This window comes from Streptomyces sp. cg36 (assembly GCF_041080675.1).
Classification (GTDB): Bacteria; Actinomycetota; Actinomycetes; order Streptomycetales; family Streptomycetaceae; genus Streptomyces.
Map to the genome: position 1 here is coordinate 6,666,121 of NZ_CP163520.1, position 19,097 is coordinate 6,685,217.

A 19,097-nucleotide genomic window follows, 5' to 3' on the forward strand; every position below is an offset into this window, starting at 1 on the left:
TCGTTGAACAATCCGACAAGAGTCGTGTAGGGACGTCCTGTCTTCCGGGTCCGCGTCCTACGATGGGAGCCGCGCGTCGGCGGCAGCGGCCGACGGGGGAGTGAGGATGCCGTGGGGACGACGGAGTCCGAGGTCGGCGGGCTGGCGGAGGACCGCCCGCTGCTCGGCCGCACCAGCACGGCCGAGCGCGTCGCGGACATCCTGCGCGGCCGGATCGCCGACGGGTTCTTCCCGCCGGGCGAACGGCTGGCCGAGGACGGGATCGGGCGTGCCCTGGGGGTCTCGCGCAACACCCTGCGCGAGGCGTTCCGACTGCTCACCCATGAGCGGCTGCTGGTCCACGAACTCAACCGCGGGGTCTTCGTGCGGATGCTCGCGGTCGACGACGTCGAGGACATCTACCGCACCCGGCGCCTGGTCGAGTGCGCCGTCGTACAGGGCCTCGGCAGACCGCCGTACGCACTCCGGGCGCTGGCCGAGGCGGTGGCGCACGGCGAGCGGTCGGCCCGCGCGCACGACTGGAAGGGCGTCTCCACCGCCAACATCCACTTCCACCGCGAGCTCGTCGCCCTGGCGGGCAGCGCGCGCACGGACGAGCTGATGCGCGGGGTCCTGGCCGAACTGCGGCTCGCCTTCCACGTCGTGGACGACCCGAAACGGCTCCACCAGCCCTACCTCGTACGGAACCGGGAGATTCTGGCGGCGCTGGAGGCGGGCGAGCGCACGGCGGCCCTGGCGCTGCTCGCCGACTACCTCGACGACTCCCGGCGGCAGTTGGTCCAGGCGTACACGGAGTTGGTCGTCGCCGCGGACTAGGCTCGCTCGCCGCCCGTGGCCCGGGCGTCCCGGTGGGGTCGGGGCAGGTCGGCCCCGGCCGTGCCGACGGTGCCATCTGCGCCGTTTCGACCGTTGTCAGTGCGAGGACCTAATCTGTGCAGCGTGACTTCGCCTGCCTCGACGGAACCCGTTCCGCCCCAGCTCAGCGCGGGGCCGCGCCCCGCACCGGGCCCGGCCGCCGACGAGGGGCTGGCCCGCAGGCTGCGCGCGCTCGCCTGCACCGCCCCGCTGCACGACCTGGACGTGCGCAAGGCGAACCTGGCGGGCGAGTACTCGGTGTACGCGATGGCGGAGGTCGCCCTCGCCTCGATCGACCTCGTCACGCTGAACATGGACTTCGACACGGGCGCGGACCACGAGCAGATCGTGGCCCGGCTGATCCCGCGGGTCGCGGCCCAGGCCCCCGAGCGCCCGGCCGCCGAGCATGAGCGGGTGGCCCGCTGGGTCCTGGAGAACCTGATCAACGTCGGCAGCGTGGACCGCGGCTTCCGCGCGGTGTACGGGACGTTCGCGACGGACGGCTCCTACGTCCGCCGGGACTACGACTTCAAGCTCGTCGAAGAGGTCCCGGGATACGGCGGCAGCGTCTATCTGCGCACCACCGACGAAGCGGTGAACGTGCTGGTGGGCGCCCTCGACACGGACGTCACCAGCGCCCAGATCGCCGCCGAGGTGAAGCTGGAGGTGCTGGTCAGCCGGGGCCGCCTCGCCGACGCCCAGCTCGCCGCCGAGCAGGCCCGCTACCGGACCGTGCAGTACGCGGAGACCCTGCGCCGCACCCTGGAGGCGACCCGGCGCAACGTCCGGGCGGTCGACTGGCTCAACGCGGTCCCGGACATGATCGCGGAGGCGCTCGACCACGTCGCCGACCGCTACCGCCACGAGAACGCGATCCTCACCAACATCCGCAAGGCGCGCGACGAGGCGGAGGAGCCGGAGAACAAGCGGCGCGCCGCCGAGCTCGTCGACATCGTCAAGGACTGCATCCGCCGCCACACCCAGCTCCAGTCCCGGCTGCTGGAGGCGGGGCCGCTGTTCCGCGCCGAACAGGACCGCCAGGCGTTCGCCCGCCCCGCCGCCCGCTCCGGCCTCGATCTGTACGGACAGCTGGTCGCGCCGCTGCTGCCGCTGCCGGTCGAGGACGCGACACGGGTGACGGACGCGTTCTTCGCGCGCGGGACCGGACTGCGCACACCGGTCTCGGTGCGGGTGGCCGACCTCGTCGACATACTCCTGACGCCGCCGATGGAGCGGGAGCACCTGGGCGCGGAGATGCCCGAGCCCGATCTGATCGCCACCCCGGACGACAGCCGCTTCAGCGAGGAGCAGCTGGCCGCCGCGATGGAGCTGCTCGACCTGGAGCACGACGCGCCGCGCCGCCTCTCCGGCCTGCTCGCCGAGGCGCGCGGGATCGACCCCGACCTGCCGTACCTCGTCGCCCTCCTCGCCGTCCACGCGGCGAGCCCGCCGGTCGGCACGGCGTACCGCCAGGGCGAGGAGCGGCTGCTCTTCGCCGTCGACGACGGGACCCAGCTGGAGGACCCGGAGTTCGGCGGGGCGGACCTCATCGTGGGGACGGCGCGGCTGGACGCGGCGGGGATGGCGGCGGACCGGGAGGCGGCGTGATGACGCGCGCCTAGGCACCTGGGGCGCGGGGCACCGCCCGACCGGCCACGGACGACCCGCAGCAGACGAGAGCAAGCCCCCGGCCGCCCCGCCGGCGGCCACGCGGCGGAGCCGCACCCGCCACAGCCGGGAAGTGGCGGGGAACCAGCCCCCCACCGCAAGCGCCCGCCCCACCTCCCCGCACCCACCTCCCCCCACAGACCCACCCCCCAAGGAGACCCCCGTGACCGACCACCACCCCGAGCGCGAGCCCGAGGCCGGCGACGGTCCCGTCGAGACGCCCCGGGACGGGGGCGAGCGGCGGATCACCCCCGCCGACGCCGCCGACGCCGCCCGCCTCGTCGCCTTCGGCCTCCAGCCCAAGCTGCTCCCCGCCCGCGACGCGGAGTACGCGGAACTGCTCCGCCGCCACCGCGAGGACCCCGCCTTCGCCCGTCTCGCGGACGCCGTCGCGGCGGGCCTCGGCCTCGTCGTACTGGAGGTCTCGCCCCGCGCGGGCATGGCCGTGACGGCCGCCGAGGACTCGGTCTTCGCGGTCCGCATGGGCGACTACGCCCGGCGCGCCGCCACCGACGCGGCGGACCGCTTCCTGCACGGCCTGGCCCATCTGGCCGTCGCCGCGATGGCGTTCCCCCGGCCCGAGGACCTGGCCGACGACGGCTACATCGGGCGGATCACGGTCAACGGCGTGGACGCCTTCGTCCGCCAGGCGTGCCGCCGGCTGGAGGAGCGCGCCGCCGAGCAGGGCGAGAACACCGACCCCGAGACCGGCGCCCCCGGCCTGGAGACCGCCTGGCGGATCTACGCCCGGCGCAGTGCCACCGGCGCCACCAAGGACGCCCGCCGCCTGGCCGGATCCACCACCGGCATCGTGGCCAAGGCCGTCGCGTTCCTCACCGAGTCCGGCTTCCTGCAGCGCACCGGCGACGACGCGGGCGGCGCCTACCGCACCACCGCGCGCTACCAGCTCCAGGTCCGCGACATGGCGGGCAGCGCCGCCCTCGCCGAGCTCCTGGAGCTCGGCGTCGTCGCGGTCAGCGACGGCAGCGCGACCCTCCTGCCGCCCCCCGACGCCGACGACCTCGACCTGGCCGCCGACGCCGGGCTCCCCTTCCACGCCTGACGCCCTCCGCACGCCCCGCCCATTCGACCGCCCCACCTACGAGAGTCCGCCATGTACGAGCTGTCCCGGGTCCGCCTCTACTCCATCGGTCCCGCCGGTGCGCGTTACGCCGACACCGTGCTGGACCTGCGCGGGGTCGGCGCGCCCGTGCCCCAACCGGCGCCCGCCCAGGCGGAGTTCTTCGAGGACGAGCCGGTCGGCCCGCCGCGCCGCCCCGCCCCCGCGGGCGTGCTGTTCCTGGAGAACGGCGGCGGCAAGTCCGTCCTGCTGAAGCTGATCTTCTCGGTGATGCTGCCGGGCCACCGCAACACCCTGGGCGGCGCCAGCTCCGGCGTGCTGCGCAAGTTCCTGCTCGCCGACGACTGCGGCCACGTCGCCCTGGAGTGGCAGCACACCCTCACCGGCGAGCTGGTCGTGGTCGGCAAGGTCAGCGAGTGGCGCGGGCGCCAGGTCTCCAACGACCCGCGCAAGTTCGCCGAGGCGTGGTACTCGTTCCGCCCCGGCCCGGGCCTCAGCCTGGACTCGCTGCCGGTCGCCGAGTCCAGCGCGATGCGCCCGGCCGCCGAGGGCGCGTCCGGCGCCCAGGGCAGGCGCCGCACCATGAAGGGCTTCCGCGACGCGGTCACCGAGGCGGGCAAGGCGTATCCGCACCTCGACGTGGTCTGGGAGGAGATCCACGACCGCTGGAACGAGCACCTGGGCGACCTGGGCCTCGACCCCGAACTCTTCCGCTACCAGCGCGAGATGAACGCGGACGAGGGCGAGGCCGCCGGACTCTTCGCGGTCAAGAAGGACTCCGACTTCACCGACCTGCTGCTGCGCGCCGTCACCGACACCCGCGACACCGACGGCCTCGCCGACCTGGTCAGCGGCTTCGGCAACAAGCTGGGCCGCCGCGCCGAGCTGACGGCCGAGCGCGACTTCACCGCCGGTTCGGTGGACCTGCTCAACCGGATCGTGGAGGCCGCCGAGACCCGCTCCCGGGCGCGCGACATCCACGCGGGCGCCGAGCGCCGTACGCGGACGCTGGCGCGCCGGCTCTCCGCGCGCGCGGGACAGGAGCGCGGTCGCGCCACCGAGCTGGCGGGGCGGGTCACCGCCGCCGCCCACACCGTCACCGAGGCCGAGCAGGCGCGCGGACGCAGCGCCCTGATCGCCTCCGAACTCGCCTACCGGCACGCCTCGCTGGCGCTCGCCGTGGCCGAGAAGGCCGCCACCGCACAGCGCCGGGAGCTGGCCGACGCCCGTACGCTGCACGCCGCCTGGCAGGCCGCCGAGGCCGTGCTGCGGCACAAGGCCGCCGCCGACCGCTCCGCGCGCGTGGCCGCCGCGATCCGCGAGGCCGAGCGGGACGCGGCCCCGGCGCTGGCCGCCCGCGCCACCGCCGCCGCCGATCTCGTACGGGCGCTGCACACCGCCGCCGAGGACGGCGAGCGGCTCGCCGCCGAGGAGGAGGAGCGCTCCGCCGCGCTCCAGGAGGCCGGTGAGGCCGCCCACCGCGACGCCACGGCCGCCGCCACCGAGGCCCAGCGCGCCCGCAGCGAGGCCGGGCACCTGCGCCAGCGCCTCGCCGAGGTCGAGCAGGAGACCGCCGAGGCGGTGCGGGCGGGCTGGCTCGACGACAGCGCCCCCGACGCCGACCCGGCCAGGGCCGCGCTGGCCGCCAGCGACGCCGAGAAGACCGCCGTCGCCGCCTGGGACACGGCCCGCGAGAGCGCCCGCGCCACCGCCGACCGGGCCCGGGAGGCCGCCGCCGTCCACGCGCGCGCCGAACTGGCCGGGGCCCGCGCACAGGACGCGGCGGACGCCGCCGAGAACGCGTACGAGGCCGAGCGCCGCGCCGCCGAGTCCATCGCCGCCGACGAGCGCCTCGCCGAGCTGCTCGGCCTGCCGTCGGCCCCCGCGCCCGGCGTTCCGCTGCCCCGCAAGGGCGCGATGTACGCGGCGGAGGCCGTCCACGCGGCGGTGCGCGGCACCCCCGCCGCCTTCGGCTCGGGCGCGGCCGACGCCCCGCTGAGCGCCGAGGAGCTGGACCGGCAGGCCGACGACCTGCGCCGCCTCCTCGACCAGGGCATCGCCGCCGCCGAGCGGAACCTGTTCGAACTGCGGACCGCCGCCGCGGACGACGCCCGCATCCTGGGCGCGCTCGGCGACGGCGGCCTCCTGCCGCCCGGCCCCGACGTGCTGGCGACCGTGGAGTACCTGGGCGAGCAGGGCATTCCGGCCCTGCCGGGCTGGCGCTATCTCGCGCAGGCCGTCGACCCGGCCGACCACGCCGCGGTGCTCGCGGCCCGCCCCGAGCTCGTCGACGGCGTGGTGATCACCGACCCCGCCTCGCACGCACGGGCCCGCCAGGCGCTCGCCGGGGCGGCGCTGCTGCCCCGCTCCGCCGTGGCCGTCGGCACCGCCGCCGCGCTGCTGGCCCCGGTGCCCCGCCAGGACGCGGACGGCGACGGCGAGGTGTTCCTCGTCCCCCCGAACCCGGCGATGCACGACGAGCACGCCGCCGACGAGGAGCGGCAGGCGCTGCGCACCCGCGCCACCGCGCGCGACGAGGAGATCCGCGCCCTGGCCGCCCGGCTCGCCGGTGACCGCGGCCTGGCCGCCCGGCTGGGCTCCTGGCGCGCCGACTGCCCGCCCGGGATGCTCGCCGAGCTCGCCACCGCGGCCCGCACCGCGCGCGAGGCCGCCGTGACCGCGGCCGAGGAGCTGGCCGGGGCCCGCACCGAGCGGGCCGAGGCGGACGAGGCCGCCGCCGAGGCCGCCCGGGTGCGCGACGAGCGCCAGGAGGCCGCCCAGCGCGCCCGCCGCGCCGCCGACGCGCTCGCCGGGCTCGCCTTCCGGCTGCGCGAGCGCGCGGGCTGGCAGGCCACCCTGCGCGAGCTGGTGGACGAGGCCGCCGAGTCCGAGGCCCGCGCCCAGACGCTCCTGGAGCGCGCCCGCGCCGCCGACGAGGACCGCCGCGCCGCCCAGCGCGCCGCCGACGACGCCCACCGCACCGCCCGCGCCCTGCGCGCCGAGCGCGCCGAGATCGCGGGCGCCCCGGAGGCGCTGCCGGAGCCGGACGGGAAGGCGCCCAAGGCGGCGCTGCCCGCCCTGCGCGAGGCGTACCGGGCCGCCTCCCAGCTGTACGAGAAGGTCGGCGTCGGCGCCGATCTGCGCGCCGAGCAGGCGCGCGCGGAGAGCGACGAGAGCGCGGCGCTCGCCGAGCTCGACCGGCTCACCAACAAGGTCCGCACCCGCGCCGCCCAGCTCCTGGAGGGCACCGACGGCGCCGACGGCCCGTCCCGGCAGGCCGCCGCGGCCCGCGCCGAGTCGCTCGTACAGCTCCTGGAGACCAGGGCGTCCACCGCGAGCGAGCAGCTCGGCCGGCTGCGCGGCGAGGCTGAGCGGCTGGCCCCCGAGGACGGCGCGGCACACACCGAGCTGCCCGCGGACCGGGTGCCCGGCGACGCCGAGCAGGCGCAGGCGCTGCTGCGCACGGCGACGGGCGAACTGACCGCCCGCACCGACGAGTTGGAGACCTCGCGGGCCGCCCACGCCGAGCTCCTCCAGGCCCATCGGGCCGCCGAGGACGCGGCCGGGGGCTTCGACGAGACGGCCGCGCTCCTGCGCGACCTGCTCCGCGACCACCAGCAGGACGAGGAGGAGCAGGCGCCCGAGGCGTTCCCGGACGACCTGGCGCAGGCCCGGCAGTCCGCCGCCGAGGCCCGGCGGTCGCTGCGCGGCTGCGCGGGCGACCTGTCGGCCGCCGAGACCGCCGTGCGCGAGGCGTCGGACGTGCTGGTGCGGCACGCCAACGCCACCCGTTACGAGCAGGTGCGCACCCCGGCCCGGCAGCAGATCCGCGAGCTGCCCGCCGCCGCGCTGCCCGAGCACGCGGCGGCCTGGGCGGCGGCGTTCGCGCCCCGCCTGCGGGTCCTCACCGACGAGCTGGAGCAGCTGGAGCGCAACCGGGACTCGATCGTGGACCGGCTGCGCGGTCTGGTGGAGTCGGCGCTGACCACCCTGCGCTCGGCCCAGCGGCTCTCGCAGCTGCCCGAGGGCCTCGGCGAGTGGTCGGGGCAGGAGTTCCTGCGGATCCGCTTCGAGGAGCCGGACCAGGCCACGCTCACCGAGCGGCTGGGCGAGGTCATCGACGAGGCCACGCGCGCGGCCGTCCGCAAGAACTCCGACCTGCGCCGGGACGGAATGTCCCTGCTGCTGCGGGGAGTTCAGGCCGCACTCGAACCACGCGGGATCGCGGTGGAGATCCTCAAGCCGGACGCGGTGCTGCGCGCCGAGCGCGTCCCGGTGGGGCAGATGGGCGACGTGTTCTCCGGCGGCCAGCTGCTGACCGCCGCGATCGCGCTGTACTGCACGATGGCGGCGCTGCGCAGCAACGACCGGGGCCGTGACAAGCACCGCCACGCGGGCACGCTCTTCCTGGACAACCCGATCGGCCGCGCCAACGCCACGTATCTGCTGGAGCTCCAGCGGGCCGTGTCGGACGCGCTCGGCGTCCAGCTGCTGTACACCACGGGCCTGTTCGACACCACGGCGCTCGCAGAGTTCCCGCTGGTCATCAGGTTGCGCAATGACGCGGACCTGCGGGCGGGCCTGAAGTACATCAGCGTGGAGGAACACCTGCGGCCGGGTCTGCCGCAGCAGGACCCGGCCGGGGAGACGGTGCACGGCGAGATCACCGCGACCCGGATGTTCAAGAAGCCGGCGTGAGCGGGTGGGGGCGCGCGACCCGCGCCCCCCCCCGTCAGCGCGCGTCCGCCTTGATCATGTCCGCGCACTTCTCGCCGATCATCATCGTCGTGATGCACGGGTTGACGGTGACCAGCTCCGGCATCACCGAGCCGTCGGCGACGCGCAGTCCGCCGATGCCCTTGACGCGCAGCCGGGCGTCCAGCGGCGCCGTCGCGTCGTCGTCGGCGCCCATCTTCACCGTGCACGCCGGGTGGTAGACGGTGTTGTGGGTGGTGCGGATGTACTCGAACAGCTCGTCGTCGGTGCGCACGTCCGGCCCCGGCGCCAGCTCCGCGCCCGCCCAGTCCGCCAGCGCGGGCTGCGCCGCGATCTCGCGGGCCAGCTTCAGCCCGTACGTCATCACCCGCACGTCGTGCTCATGGGTGAAGTAGCGCGGGTCGACCATCGGCTTGTCGCGGTAGTCGCGGGTGCGCAGCCGCACGGTGCCGCGCGACTTGGCGCGGGTCACGTTGGGCGTGAGGCAGAAGGCGTTCTCGCTGGTCGGGTAGCCGTGCCGGGCGGTGTTCATGTCGAACGGCACCGAGCCGTAGTGGAACATCAGGTCCGGCCGGTCCAGGCCGGGCTCGGTGTCCGCGAAGATCCCGATCTCCCACCACTGGTTGGAGCGGGTCGGCATGGGTCGCTTGGCGTCCCACATGATGACGCCCTCGGGGTGGTCCTGGAGGTTCTCGCCGACCCCGGGGGAGTGCACCAGCGGCTCCACGCCGACCTCGCGCAGATGGTCGGCGGGGCCGATCCCGGAGAGCATCAGCAGCTTCGGCGTGTCGATCGAGCCGCAGCTGACGACGACCTCGCGCCGCGCGGAGACGGTGCGGCTGTGGATCAGGTCCGGGTCCAGGTACTCGACGCCGGTGCAGCGCCGGTCCTCGCCGATCACCAGCCGCTTGGCGCGGATCCCGGTCCGTACGGTCAGATTGGGCCGCTTGCCGATGATCGGATGCAGATACGCGACCGACGAGGACTGGCGGATGTTGTTCTCGTCGGAGTTGATCTGGAACCAGTTGGCGCCTCTGATCACCGTGCGGCCGGTGTTGAAGGGCGTGGTGGGGATGCCGGTCTGGGCGCACGCGTCCAGCAGCGCGCTGCCGCAGGGGTCCTCGCCCTTGATGGTGCGCAGCTTCACCGGGCCGCTGCGGCCGTGGTGCTCGCCCGGCGCGTCGTTGTTCTCCAGCCGCTGGTAGAGCGGGAAGACGTCCTCGGCGCCCCAGCCCGTACAGCCCCCGGCGGCCCACCCGTCCAGGTCCTCGGCGGGCGCCCAGAAGGCTATGCAGGAGTTGTGCGAGGAGCAGCCGCCGAGCACCTTGGCGCGGGCGTGGCGCATCATGCTGTTGCCGCGCTCCTGCGGCTCGACCGGGTAGTCCCAGTCGTAGCCGGACTCCAGCAGGCCCATCCAGCGCTCCAGCCGGAGCACGTTGTCGTCGCCGACGTCCGAGGGACCGGCCTCCAGGACGCACACGGTGACCGAGGGGTCCTCGCTGAGGCGGGCCGCGACAACGTTTCCCGCGGTGCCGCCGCCGACCACGACGTAGTCGAACTCATCGGTGGCCGCGGTGGTGTTGGCCTCGTTCATGATTGCTTCGCTCCTTGCTTCAGCCGGTGGCGGCGGCGGTGCTGCCGGGGGCGGCGGTGGGGTCGGTGTCCTGCTTCTCGGCGGCGTGGTCGGCGAGGACGCCGGTGCGGTGGCGCTGGACGAACCAGTAGTAGGCGAACCCGCCGACGGTGACGGCGCCGACGAACAGCACCCCGCCCCAGCGCAGGTACCAGTGGTAGGGGGCCGCCGCGTTGTAGACGGCGGCGCGCGGCCACAGGAGGTTGACGGTCATGCCCGCGCCCCACAGCACCGCGAGGATGTTGACGGGCAGTCCGAAGCGGCCCAGCGAGAAGCGGCCGGGCGCGGGCTGCCAGGTGCCGCGCAGCCTGCTGACCAGCATGGGCATCGTGACCAGCAGATACGCCAGATAGATCATGATGATCGCGATGCTGGTGACGACCGAGAAGATCTGCGGCTGCTTGATGTTGACCAGCAGGATGCCGATGGCGACGAGCCCGCAGACCACGGCGGGCGCGATCGGGGTCTGGAAGCGCGGGCTGATCCTGGCGAGGCGGCTGCCGCCGGGCAGGTTGTTGTCCCGGGCCATCGCGAACATCAGCCGGATGCCGGCGGTGTGCACGGCGAGTTCGCAGACGACGACCGCGATCACCACGCACCACAGCAGGGCCTGGCCCATGGTGTGGCCGAGCGTGCTCAGCACCACGTACTGGAGCCCGTCCACGGAGAGTTCGGGCGCGCTCAGGTCCGGGGTGGCGAGCAGCGCGCACAGCAGGATGAGGCCGCCGATGACGAACGAGGCGATCAGCGCCCGCAGGATCGCGCGCGGCGCGTTGCGGCTGGGGTCGACGGTCTCCTCGCCGAGCGAGGACGCGGTGTCGAAGCCGTACATGACGTACGCGGACGCGAGCGAGGCGGTGAGGAACGCGCCGAAGTAGCCCAGGTCCTGGCCGGAGCCGATGCCGTGGGTCTCCACGATGGCGCTGGGGCCGCGGGTGATGTGCGCGGCCAGCAGGATGATCAGGATCACCGCGGCGACCAGCTCGATGAAGACGCCCGCGGTGTTGATCCGGGCCATCAGCTTGACGCCGAACGCGTTGACCAGGGTGGTGAAGAGGATCAGCCCGCAGGCGAGGACGACGGCGTTGGCCGCCGCGTCGTACTTCCCGCTGCCGTCGCCCACGAACTGGAACCACGAGGAGATCTGAGGGAGCGTCAGCTGGAGGGCCAGGGCGACGGCGGCCAGCGAGACCATGCTCGCCAGCGTCATCATCCAGCCCGCGAGCCAGCCGACGTGCGGACCGCCCAGGTTCTTGGCCCAGTTGTAGACGGATCCGGCCACCGGGTAGCGGGCGGCCAGCTCGCAGAAGCAGAGCGCCACCATCAGCTGGCCGACGAAGACCAGCGGCCAGGACCACCAGTAGGCGGGGCCGCCGAGGCTGACGCCGAAGTAGAACATCTGGAACGTGCCGGTCAGGATCGAGATGTAGCTGATCCCGGCGGCGAAGGTGTGGAAGTTGCCGAGGGTGCGCTTGAGGCCCGGCTTGTACCCGAGTTCGGCGAGCGCCGCGTCATCGGCGTCGGCGCCCGCCGGGGCTGGGGAGGGCGTGGGGGGCGGGGGTGTGGTGGCGGTCATGGGGGATCACTCCTCGTACAGATCGTGCAGAGGGGAGGGCAGGGAACGGCGAAGGCCCGGGCCGGCCGGGCGCCCGGTGGGGCGGGCGCGCGGCGGACCGGCTTCACGGGAGCGCTCGCTCAGTCGAACCAGCGCTGCGGGCGCGGATCGGTGTTGCGCCAGATGTGCTTGATCTCCTGGTACTCGGCGAGTCCGGCGAGCCCGAGTTCCCGGCCCGTCCCCGACTGCTTCATCCCGCCCCACTCGGCCTGCGGGACGTACGGGTGGAAGTCGTTGATCCACACCGTGCCGGCCCGCAGTGCGGCCGAGACGCGCCGCGCGCGGGCCTCGTCACGGGTCCACACCGCACCGGCCAGGCCGTAGACGGTGTCGTTGGCCAGCGCCAGGGCGTGCTCCTCGTCACGGAACCGCTCCACGGTCAGCACCGGCCCGAACGACTCGTCCCGGACCACGGACATCCCGGCCGTGCACTCGTCCAGGACGGTCGGCAGGTAGTAGTGGCCGCCGGCGAGCGCCGGCGCGTCCGGGCGGGCGCCGCCGCAGCGCAGCACCGCGCCCTCGGCGAGCCCGGCCGCGACGTACGCCTCGACCTTGGCGAGGTGGCCCGCCGAGATCAGCGGGCCGGTGCGGGCCCGCTGGTCGAAGGGGCCGCCGAGCCGGATCAGCTGGGCGCGGCGCACCACTTCGTCGACGAAGCGGTCGTGCAGCGAGTCCTCCACCAGCAGCCGGGCGCCCGCCGAGCAGACCTGGCCGGAGTGGAGGAACACCGCGGTCAGGGCGTAGTCCACGGCGGTGTCGAAGTCGGCGTCGGCGAAGACGATGTTGGGGTTCTTGCCGCCCAGTTCGAGCGCGGTGCGCTTGACGGTGGCCGCCGCGGAGGCCATCACGCGCCGCCCGGTGGCCAGCCCGCCGGTGAACGACACCAGGTCCACGCGCTCGTCCTCGGTCAGCGGCGCGCCGACGGCGGGGCCGGTGCCGAGCACCAGGTTGGCGACGCCGTCCGGCAGCCCGGCCTCGGTGAGCAGCCGCATCAGCATGATCGCGGTGTGCGGGGTGAGCTCGCTGGGCTTGAGGACGAAGGAGTTGCCCGCGCCGAGGGCGGGCGCGACCTTCCACGCGGTCTGCAGCAGCGGGTAGTTCCACGGGGTGATCAGCGCGCAGACGCCCACCGGCTCGACCACGGTCCGGCTGTCGGTCTCCGGGTTGCCGGTGTCCACGACCCGGCCCGGGTCCTGGTTGCCCACCAAGTGGCCGAAGTGGCGGAAGCAGTTGGCGATGTCGGCCATGTCGTACTCCGACTCGACCAGCCGCTTGCCGGTGTCCAGCGACTCCGCGCGGGCCAGCCGGGCCGCGTCACGCTCGATGAGGTCGGCGACGCGCAGCAGCAGCGCGGACCGCTCGGCGACCGTCGACCGGGGCCAGGGCCCGCGGTCGAAGGCGTCGCGGGCGGCGGCTACGGCCGCCGCCGCGTCCTTGGGACCCCCCTCGTCGACCACGGCGACCAGCGAACCGTCCGCCGGGCAGCGGATCTCGCGGGTCTCGCCGTCGACGGCGGCGCTCCACCGGCCACCGATGAACAAATCAGGCATGACGCTCCTCGACTTCTGATCACGAACAGTGGCGCCGCTACCCAGGTATTCACACTTCAGACATGTGACGATTCAGACAGTTTCAACAGGCGTGCAGCTCAGCAGGCGTGCTGTCCGGGCGCCGCCGGAGGCGGGTCAGGACTCAGGAGCGAAGCCGGGCCCGAGCCGGGCCAGGACCCACTCGTGGAAGCCGCGGATGTGGTGCTCGCTGGGCACCAGCACGCCGCCGTGCCGGTAGGCCCGCGAGTCCATGGCGGGCTGGGTGCGCTCGCAGGCGTCGAAGTCCTGGACGTTGACGCGGTGGAACAGCTCCACGGACCGCGACACGTCGGCGTCGGACGCCACCACCTCCGGTGCGTACAGCCAGTCGCACTCGACCACCGTGCGGTCCACGGCCAGCGGGAACATCCGGTGGACGATCACGTGGTCGGGCACCAGGTTCACGAAGACCTGCGGTTTCACGGTGATCGCGTAGTAGCGCCGGTCCTGTTCCCGCGCCAGACCGGCCAGCCGCGCGAAACCCGCGCCGCCGTCCACCGTGAACCCCTCGGCGTCCGGCGCGAACTCGGCGCCGTGGCCCACGTAGTACTGCGCCGCGAACCCCTTCGCGAACTCCGGCAGCACATGGGTGAGTTCGGGGTGGATCGTCGCGCAGTGGTAGCACTCCATGAAGTTCTCGACGATCAGCTTCCAGTTGGCGCGCACGTCGTACGAGATGCGGCGGCCCAGCGCCAGGCCGGCGGCGCCGTAGCGGTCCACCGCGCCGGGGTCGCCCAGCCGCTCGGCCGCCGCGCCGACCACGGTCTCCTCGAACGACGGCGGCTCCTCGGCCAGGCACACCCAGACGTAGCCCAGCCACTCGCGCAGCGCGACCCGCAGCAGCCCGCGCTCCTCGCGGTCGACGTCCGGCATCCGCACCAGATTGGGCGCGGCGACCAGCCGCCCCTCCAGGTCGTACGTCCACGCGTGGTACGGGCACTGGAGGTTGCGCCGGACCGTGCCGCTCTCCTCGGTGCACACCCGGGCTCCCCGGTGACGGCACACATTGAGGAAGGCGCGCAGCGCGCCCCCGCCCGTCCGCACCACCAGGACGCTCTCGCGCCCGACCTGGGCGGTGCGGAAGGCGCCGGGGCGATCCAGATCGGCGCCGCGCAGCACACAGAACCAGTGCGTCTCGAAGATCCGCTCCTGTTCGCGCAGGAAGACCGCCGGTTCGCTGTAGTAGCGGCCGGGAAGCGTCCGCAGCAGGCTCGGGGGCCGCTGGACGGCCTCGGCGGTCATCGCGCCGCCCCGGGGGCGCCGGGAGCGGTGAAGCGGCGCGGGTCGAACAGCCCGAGGGGATGCGCCGTGGTGCCGTCCAGCGCGAGTTCCGCGAGGATCTCCCCGACCACCGGGGTGAACTTGAATCCGTGCCCGGAGAAACCGCAGGCCACACTGACCGTCCCGGGGTGCGCGGGGTGCCGCGCGATCACGAAGTGCTCGTCCGGAGTGGTCGAGTACATACAGGTCACCGCTCGCAGGAAGGTGTCCGGCAGGTCCGGCGCGATCCGGCGCATCGCCGTCGCCATCGCCTCGGCCTCGGCCGGGCGCACGGTCCGTTCGATGTCCCCGGGGGTGCAGGGGGCGCCGCCCTCGCGGAAGAACGCGACCTTGACGCCGCCGTCCGGCCCGTCGATCGCCGGGAACCCGTACACCTGGACGCCGCCCGTCTGCTCCCACACATAGACCGGCTGGCGCTCCGGCAGATGGGCGTCGATGCCGCCCCGGGGCCGGAACCAGTACGTGACCTGGCGCTGCACCTCGATCGGCACCTCCAGATCGGCCAGCAGCTCCGGCGCCCAGGCCCCGGGGCAGACCACCAACTGGCCCGCGGTGTAGGTGTTCTGGCCGGTGCGGACCCGCACGCCGCGTCCGCCCGGCAGCTCCTCCCAGTGCAGGGCGGGCTCGTGGAAGCGGAGCTCGGCGCCCGCCTTGGCGGCCAGTTGGAGATGCGCCGACACCATGGCCTCCGGGCGCAGCAGCCCGGCCCGCGCCTCGTAGAGCGCCACCTCGTCGTCCCGCGGGGTCATGGCCGGGAAGCGGCGCCGGATCTCGGCGGCGTCCAGCATCTCGTGCGGCAGGTCCCAGCGCCGCGCCGAGCGCACCGCGCCCGCGACCGTGCGGCACTCGGGGGGGGGGGGGGGGGGGGGGGGGGGGGGGGGGGGGGGGGGGGGGGGGGGGGGGGGGGGGGGGGGGGGGGGGGGGGGGGGGCGGCCCACCATCATCCCGCCGCACAGCAGCGCGATCTCCCGCCCGCTGTCCCGCTCGACCTGGTCGTACAGCTCGTACGCCCGCAGCAGCAGCGGCACGTACGCCGGGTCCTCGAAGTAGGACTGCCGGGTGATCCGTGAACCGCCGTGGCTGGAGCCCTGGTCGTGGGCCGGGCCGAACCGCTCCAGGCCGAGGACCCGGACCCCGCGTTCGGCCAGTCGGCAGGCGGCGGCCGAGCCCATGCCGCCCAGACCGAGGACGATCACGTCGTACGTAGGAGCCATGCTTCCTCCCGAAGGGGTCGGTGCCCGGCCGGGTCGCCCGCGCGGCGCCGGATCAGCGCAGCAGACGGGCCATCCGCGGGTCGAACAGCGGTTCCGCGGCGACCGTCGCCGGGACCTTCTCGCCGAAGTACTCGACGTGGACCGGGGTGCCCGGCGCGAGCACCGGGAGCCAGGCGTACGCCACGCACCGGCCGATGGTGTAGCCGTAGGCCGCGCTGGTCACATGGCCCGCGGGCACCCCGTCGACCAGCACCGGCTCGCTGCCGAGGACCACCGCCGCACGCGAGTCCAGGGTCAGACAGGTGAGCCGGCGCCGCACCGAGCCCGGGTCGCCGAGCGCCGCGCGGCCGACGAAGTCGCCCTTGCCGGGCCGCACCGCGAACCCCAGCCCCGCCTCGTACGGGGTGTCCTCGGCCGTCATGTCCCGGCCCCAGGCGCGGTACCCCTTCTCCAGCCGCAGCGAGTCGAACGCGCTGCGGCCCGCCGCGACCACGTCCAGCCGCCGCCCCGCCTCCCACAGCGCGTCCCACAGACCGAGGCCCAGGTCGGCCGTGGTGTACAGCTCCCAGCCGAGCTCGCCCACATAGCTCAGCCGCAGCGCGGTCACCGGCACGTCCGCGACGACCGTCTCCCTGGCCCGGAAGTAGCCGAACGCCTCGTGCGAGAAGTCGTCGCCGGTCAGCGGCTGGACCAGCTCGCGGGCGAGCGGTCCCCAGACGCCGATGCCGCAGGTCCCGGAGGTGACGTCCCGGACCGTGACCCCGGCCGGTGCGTGGTCGCGCAGCCAGTCCAGGTCGGCGGGGGAGTTGGCGCCGATCCGGAAGCGGTCCGGGGCCAGCCGCGCCACCGTGAGGTCCGACCGGATGCCGCCCGCCCGGTCGAGCAGCAGGGTGTACGTGACCGAACCGGGCCCGCGCTCCAGCTGATTGGTCGTCATCCGCTGGAGGAAGGCCGGCGCTCCCGCGCCCGTCACCTCCAGGCGCCGCAGCGGCGTCATGTCGTACAGCGCTACCCGCTCGCGCGTGGCCTTCGCCTCCGCCGCCGCGATCGGCGACCAGTACCGCGCCGACCAGGCGTCCCGCACCGGGATCTGCAACCCGTCCACCAGCGGCGCGTTCGTCTCGTACCAGTGCGGGCGCTCCCAGCCCCCGGCCTCCAGGAAGTAGGCCCCGAGCTCCTGTTGGCGCCCGTGGAAGGGGCTGGTCCGCAACGGCCGCGGGCGCTGGGCGGGTTGCAGCGGATGGACCACGTCGTACACCTCGACGAAGGCGCGGGCCGCCCGCCGCGCCACCTGGCCCGGGGTGAGCTGGACGTCCTCGAAGCGGCGGACGTCGCAGTCGTGGACGTCCACCGACGGCTGCCCGTGCGTCAGCCACTCGGCGACCGCCCGCGCCGCCCCCGCCGAGTGCGTCACCCACACCGCTTCCGCCAGCCAGAACCCGCGCAGCTCCCGCGCCTCGCCGAGCAGCGGCATCCCGTCCGGGGTGAACGAGAAGACCCCGTTGAAGCCGTCCCCCACCGCGCTGTCGGCGAGCTCCGGCAGCAGCGCGGTGGCCTCCGCCCAGCTGGGCGCGAAGTCCTCCGGGGTGAACGGCAGCGACGAGGGCATCACCGGGGCGTCGTCGTACGCCGGGACCGTGAACGGGTCCACCGGCAGGGGCCGGTGGGCGTACGACCCGATGCCCAGCCGTACCCCGTCCGCCCCCACATGGGTCCGCAGGTACAGATCGCGGTCCTGGTGGCGCAGGATGGGCAGCCCGGCCGCCGCGCGGGCGCCCAGCCCGGCCAGCGGGGCGGTCCGCACGTACTGGTGCGCCAGCGGGAGCAGGGGCACGCGCACCCCGGCCAGGCGTCCGATCACCGGGCCCCAGAACCCGGCCGCCGAGACCACCAGATCGGCCGGGAAGGAGCCCCGGTCGGTCACCACACCGGTGACCCGGCCCTCCTTCCGCTCGATGCCGGTGACCGTGTGCCGGGCCAGGAACCGGGCACCCCGGGCGGCGGCCCGGGCCTGGAGGGCGCGGGAGGCCCGCAGCGCGTCGGCCAGCCCGTCGTCCGGGGTGTGGAAGCCGCCGAGGATCCGCTCCTCGTCGAGCATCGGCCACAGCGCCGCGCACCGGTGCGAGGTGAGCAGCTCGCCCCGCACGCCCCAGGACGCCGCGAGCCCGGCCTTGCGGTGCAGATCGGCCCAGCGCTCCCGGGTGGTGGCGACCTCCAGTCCGCCGACCGCCCGGTAGCACGGCTCGCCCTCGAACGAGAGGTCGCGGAGCGTGGCGACGGTGTGGGCCGCCAGCGCCGTCATCGTCCGGGAGGTGTTGGTCTGGAAGACCAGGCCCGGCGCGTGCGAGGTCGAGCCGCCCGGCGCGGGCAGCGGGCCCTGCTCCAGGACGGTGACGTGCGCCCAGCCGCGTGCGGTGAGCTCGTCGGCCAGCGCGCAGCCCACGATTCCGGCGCCGATGACGACCAGGCGCGCGCGGGCCGGGTCGACTCCTCGGGTGGTGCGGACCTCATGGGACACGGCCTCGCCTCCTGTTGCGCAAATGAACCGCCGGTTGCGCGATGGGAGACATCCTGGGGACGGCCCAGGAGAGCGTCAAGAGGGTCCGGCCGGTCGCCGCTCGACCGCGTCCGATCAGGCCGACTCGCCTGACCACAGGGCGTTTTCGGCCGGGCGGGCCGCCGCTACGCCCGGGAGAGGCCGCCCTGGTCGCCCCGCCGTATTCGCCCCGTGCCCGAGGGCTCGGCGGTGCGTGCGGTGCGGCGCACCCGGCGACGCTCGCGGCGCAGCCGCCGGGCGGTGCTGCTGGGCACCGACACCACGCCGTTGCGCTGGTTCCACACCTGGCGGGTGACCCAGACGTCGAGCACGGCCCAGGTCGCCACGACGGTGCTCGCCACACTGCTGAGGACCATCGGGAAGGCCAGCCAGGAGTCGGCCATCGTGCACAGGAACGCGATGACGGCCTGGATCAGCGTGAACGCGACGATGAGCACCGCGCGCACGGCGGCCGTCCTGATCGGGTCGGGCAGCCGCGGCCTGACCGCCGGCTCCTCCACCCACAGCGGCGGCGGTTCGTCGCCGGTCCGCGCCGCATGCCCGTCCTCCGGTCGCGGCGACCGTGCCGCCACGTGGTCCGCACTTTTGCCTTCAGTGCCCATGCGTACTCACTCCCCACCCCCGGCGCATCGATGCGTACCTCTGCGCACGGGTCCGTACATCCCCGTAACAACCCCGTACACAAGGACGAACGGAACTCCCGGAAGATTCCCCGGATTTGCCTGGAACGCAGAGTTCCAGCCATCCGGGCCGATGGGCCGAGTGCGGGACATATGCGGGTGTCCTCGGCCACATGCGGGATGCCATCTCGCGTAATACCAGGACAACCCATGATCAACTCCCGTGACAGCGGCCGAAAATCGTCCGGACGTTCCTTCGAGTTGTCTG

At 74.4% G+C, this 19,097-nt stretch carries 11 protein-coding genes; 4 read left to right on the forward strand and 7 right to left on the reverse strand.

Annotated elements, in window-relative coordinates:
• The first annotated feature begins 111 nt into the window (after positions 1-111).
• From AB5J87_RS29740 to AB5J87_RS29755, 4 genes are all read left to right on the forward strand, one after another.
• The gene (locus tag AB5J87_RS29740) at positions 112-816 is read left to right on the forward strand and encodes a GntR family transcriptional regulator (RefSeq protein WP_369380994.1); all 705 of its coding nucleotides are present in this window, start codon (positions 112-114) and stop codon (positions 814-816) included.
• Positions 817-939: 123 nt separating this feature from the next.
• Entirely contained in the window at positions 940-2,463 is a 1,524-nt protein-coding gene (locus AB5J87_RS29745; RefSeq protein ID WP_369380997.1) for a hypothetical protein, read from the forward strand.
• A gap of 223 nt (positions 2,464-2,686) precedes the next feature.
• Complete coding sequence (locus tag AB5J87_RS29750) at positions 2,687-3,586, forward strand: hypothetical protein (RefSeq protein WP_369380999.1); 900 nt, start codon at positions 2,687-2,689, stop codon at positions 3,584-3,586.
• Positions 3,587-3,637: 51 nt separating this feature from the next.
• Positions 3,638-8,302, forward strand: a complete 4,665-nt coding sequence (locus AB5J87_RS29755; protein WP_369381002.1) for a hypothetical protein — start codon at positions 3,638-3,640, stop codon at positions 8,300-8,302.
• A 34-nt stretch (positions 8,303-8,336) separates the two neighbouring features.
• Here AB5J87_RS29755 and AB5J87_RS29760 read toward each other — a convergent pair whose 3' ends face one another.
• The 7 genes from AB5J87_RS29760 to AB5J87_RS29790 all read right to left on the reverse strand — a co-directional run bounded on the left by AB5J87_RS29760 (position 8,337) and on the right by AB5J87_RS29790 (position 18,811).
• Complete coding sequence (locus AB5J87_RS29760) at positions 8,337-9,914, reverse strand: GMC family oxidoreductase (RefSeq protein ID WP_369381005.1); 1,578 nt, start codon at positions 9,912-9,914, stop codon at positions 8,337-8,339.
• 19 nt (positions 9,915-9,933) lie between these two features.
• Positions 9,934-11,529: an APC family permease gene (locus tag AB5J87_RS29765; protein ID WP_369381008.1), complete on the reverse strand. Its 1,596-nt coding sequence runs from the start codon at positions 11,527-11,529 to the stop codon at positions 9,934-9,936.
• 119 nt (positions 11,530-11,648) lie between these two features.
• A complete protein-coding gene (locus tag AB5J87_RS29770; protein ID WP_369381011.1) occupies positions 11,649-13,118 on the reverse strand; it encodes an aldehyde dehydrogenase family protein in 1,470 nt (489 codons plus the stop codon).
• 135 nt (positions 13,119-13,253) lie between these two features.
• Positions 13,254-14,399 carry an aromatic ring-hydroxylating dioxygenase subunit alpha gene (locus AB5J87_RS29775; protein ID WP_369381013.1) on the reverse strand — a complete coding sequence of 382 codons (1,146 nt, stop codon included), beginning with the start codon at positions 14,397-14,399 and terminating at the stop codon, positions 13,254-13,256.
• Positions 14,396-15,652, reverse strand: coding sequence for an N-methyl-L-tryptophan oxidase (gene solA, locus AB5J87_RS29780; RefSeq protein WP_369381015.1), 1,257 nt, complete (start codon positions 15,650-15,652; stop codon positions 14,396-14,398). The genes AB5J87_RS29775 and solA overlap by 4 nt, the downstream gene beginning before the upstream one ends.
• Before the next feature lie 52 nt (positions 15,653-15,704).
• Positions 15,705-18,170: an FAD-dependent oxidoreductase gene (locus tag AB5J87_RS29785; protein WP_369381017.1), complete on the reverse strand. Its 2,466-nt coding sequence runs from the start codon at positions 18,168-18,170 to the stop codon at positions 15,705-15,707.
• A gap of 164 nt (positions 18,171-18,334) precedes the next feature.
• The gene (locus AB5J87_RS29790) at positions 18,335-18,811 is read right to left on the reverse strand and encodes a hypothetical protein (RefSeq protein ID WP_369381019.1); all 477 of its coding nucleotides are present in this window, start codon (positions 18,809-18,811) and stop codon (positions 18,335-18,337) included.
• Positions 18,812-19,097: the final 286 nt, after the last annotated feature.

Bases quoted from the DNA above. Each gene is read 5' to 3' on its own strand.
- AB5J87_RS29755 (WP_369381002.1), top strand. From the start codon at position 3,638: ATGTACGAGCTGTCCCGGGTCCGCCTCTACTCCATCGGTCCCGCCGGT.
- AB5J87_RS29760 (WP_369381005.1), bottom strand. From the start codon at position 9,914: ATGAACGAGGCCAACACCACCGCGGCCACCGATGAGTTCGACTACGTC.
- AB5J87_RS29765 (WP_369381008.1), bottom strand. From the start codon at position 11,529: ATGACCGCCACCACACCCCCGCCCCCCACGCCCTCCCCAGCCCCGGCG.
- AB5J87_RS29770 (WP_369381011.1), bottom strand. From the start codon at position 13,118: ATGCCTGATTTGTTCATCGGTGGCCGGTGGAGCGCCGCCGTCGACGGC.
- AB5J87_RS29775 (WP_369381013.1), bottom strand. From the start codon at position 14,399: ATGACCGCCGAGGCCGTCCAGCGGCCCCCGAGCCTGCTGCGGACGCTT.
- solA (WP_369381015.1), bottom strand. From the start codon at position 15,652: ATGGCTCCTACGTACGACGTGATCGTCCTCGGTCTGGGCGGCATGGGC.
- AB5J87_RS29790 (WP_369381019.1), bottom strand. From the start codon at position 18,811: ATGGGCACTGAAGGCAAAAGTGCGGACCACGTGGCGGCACGGTCGCCG.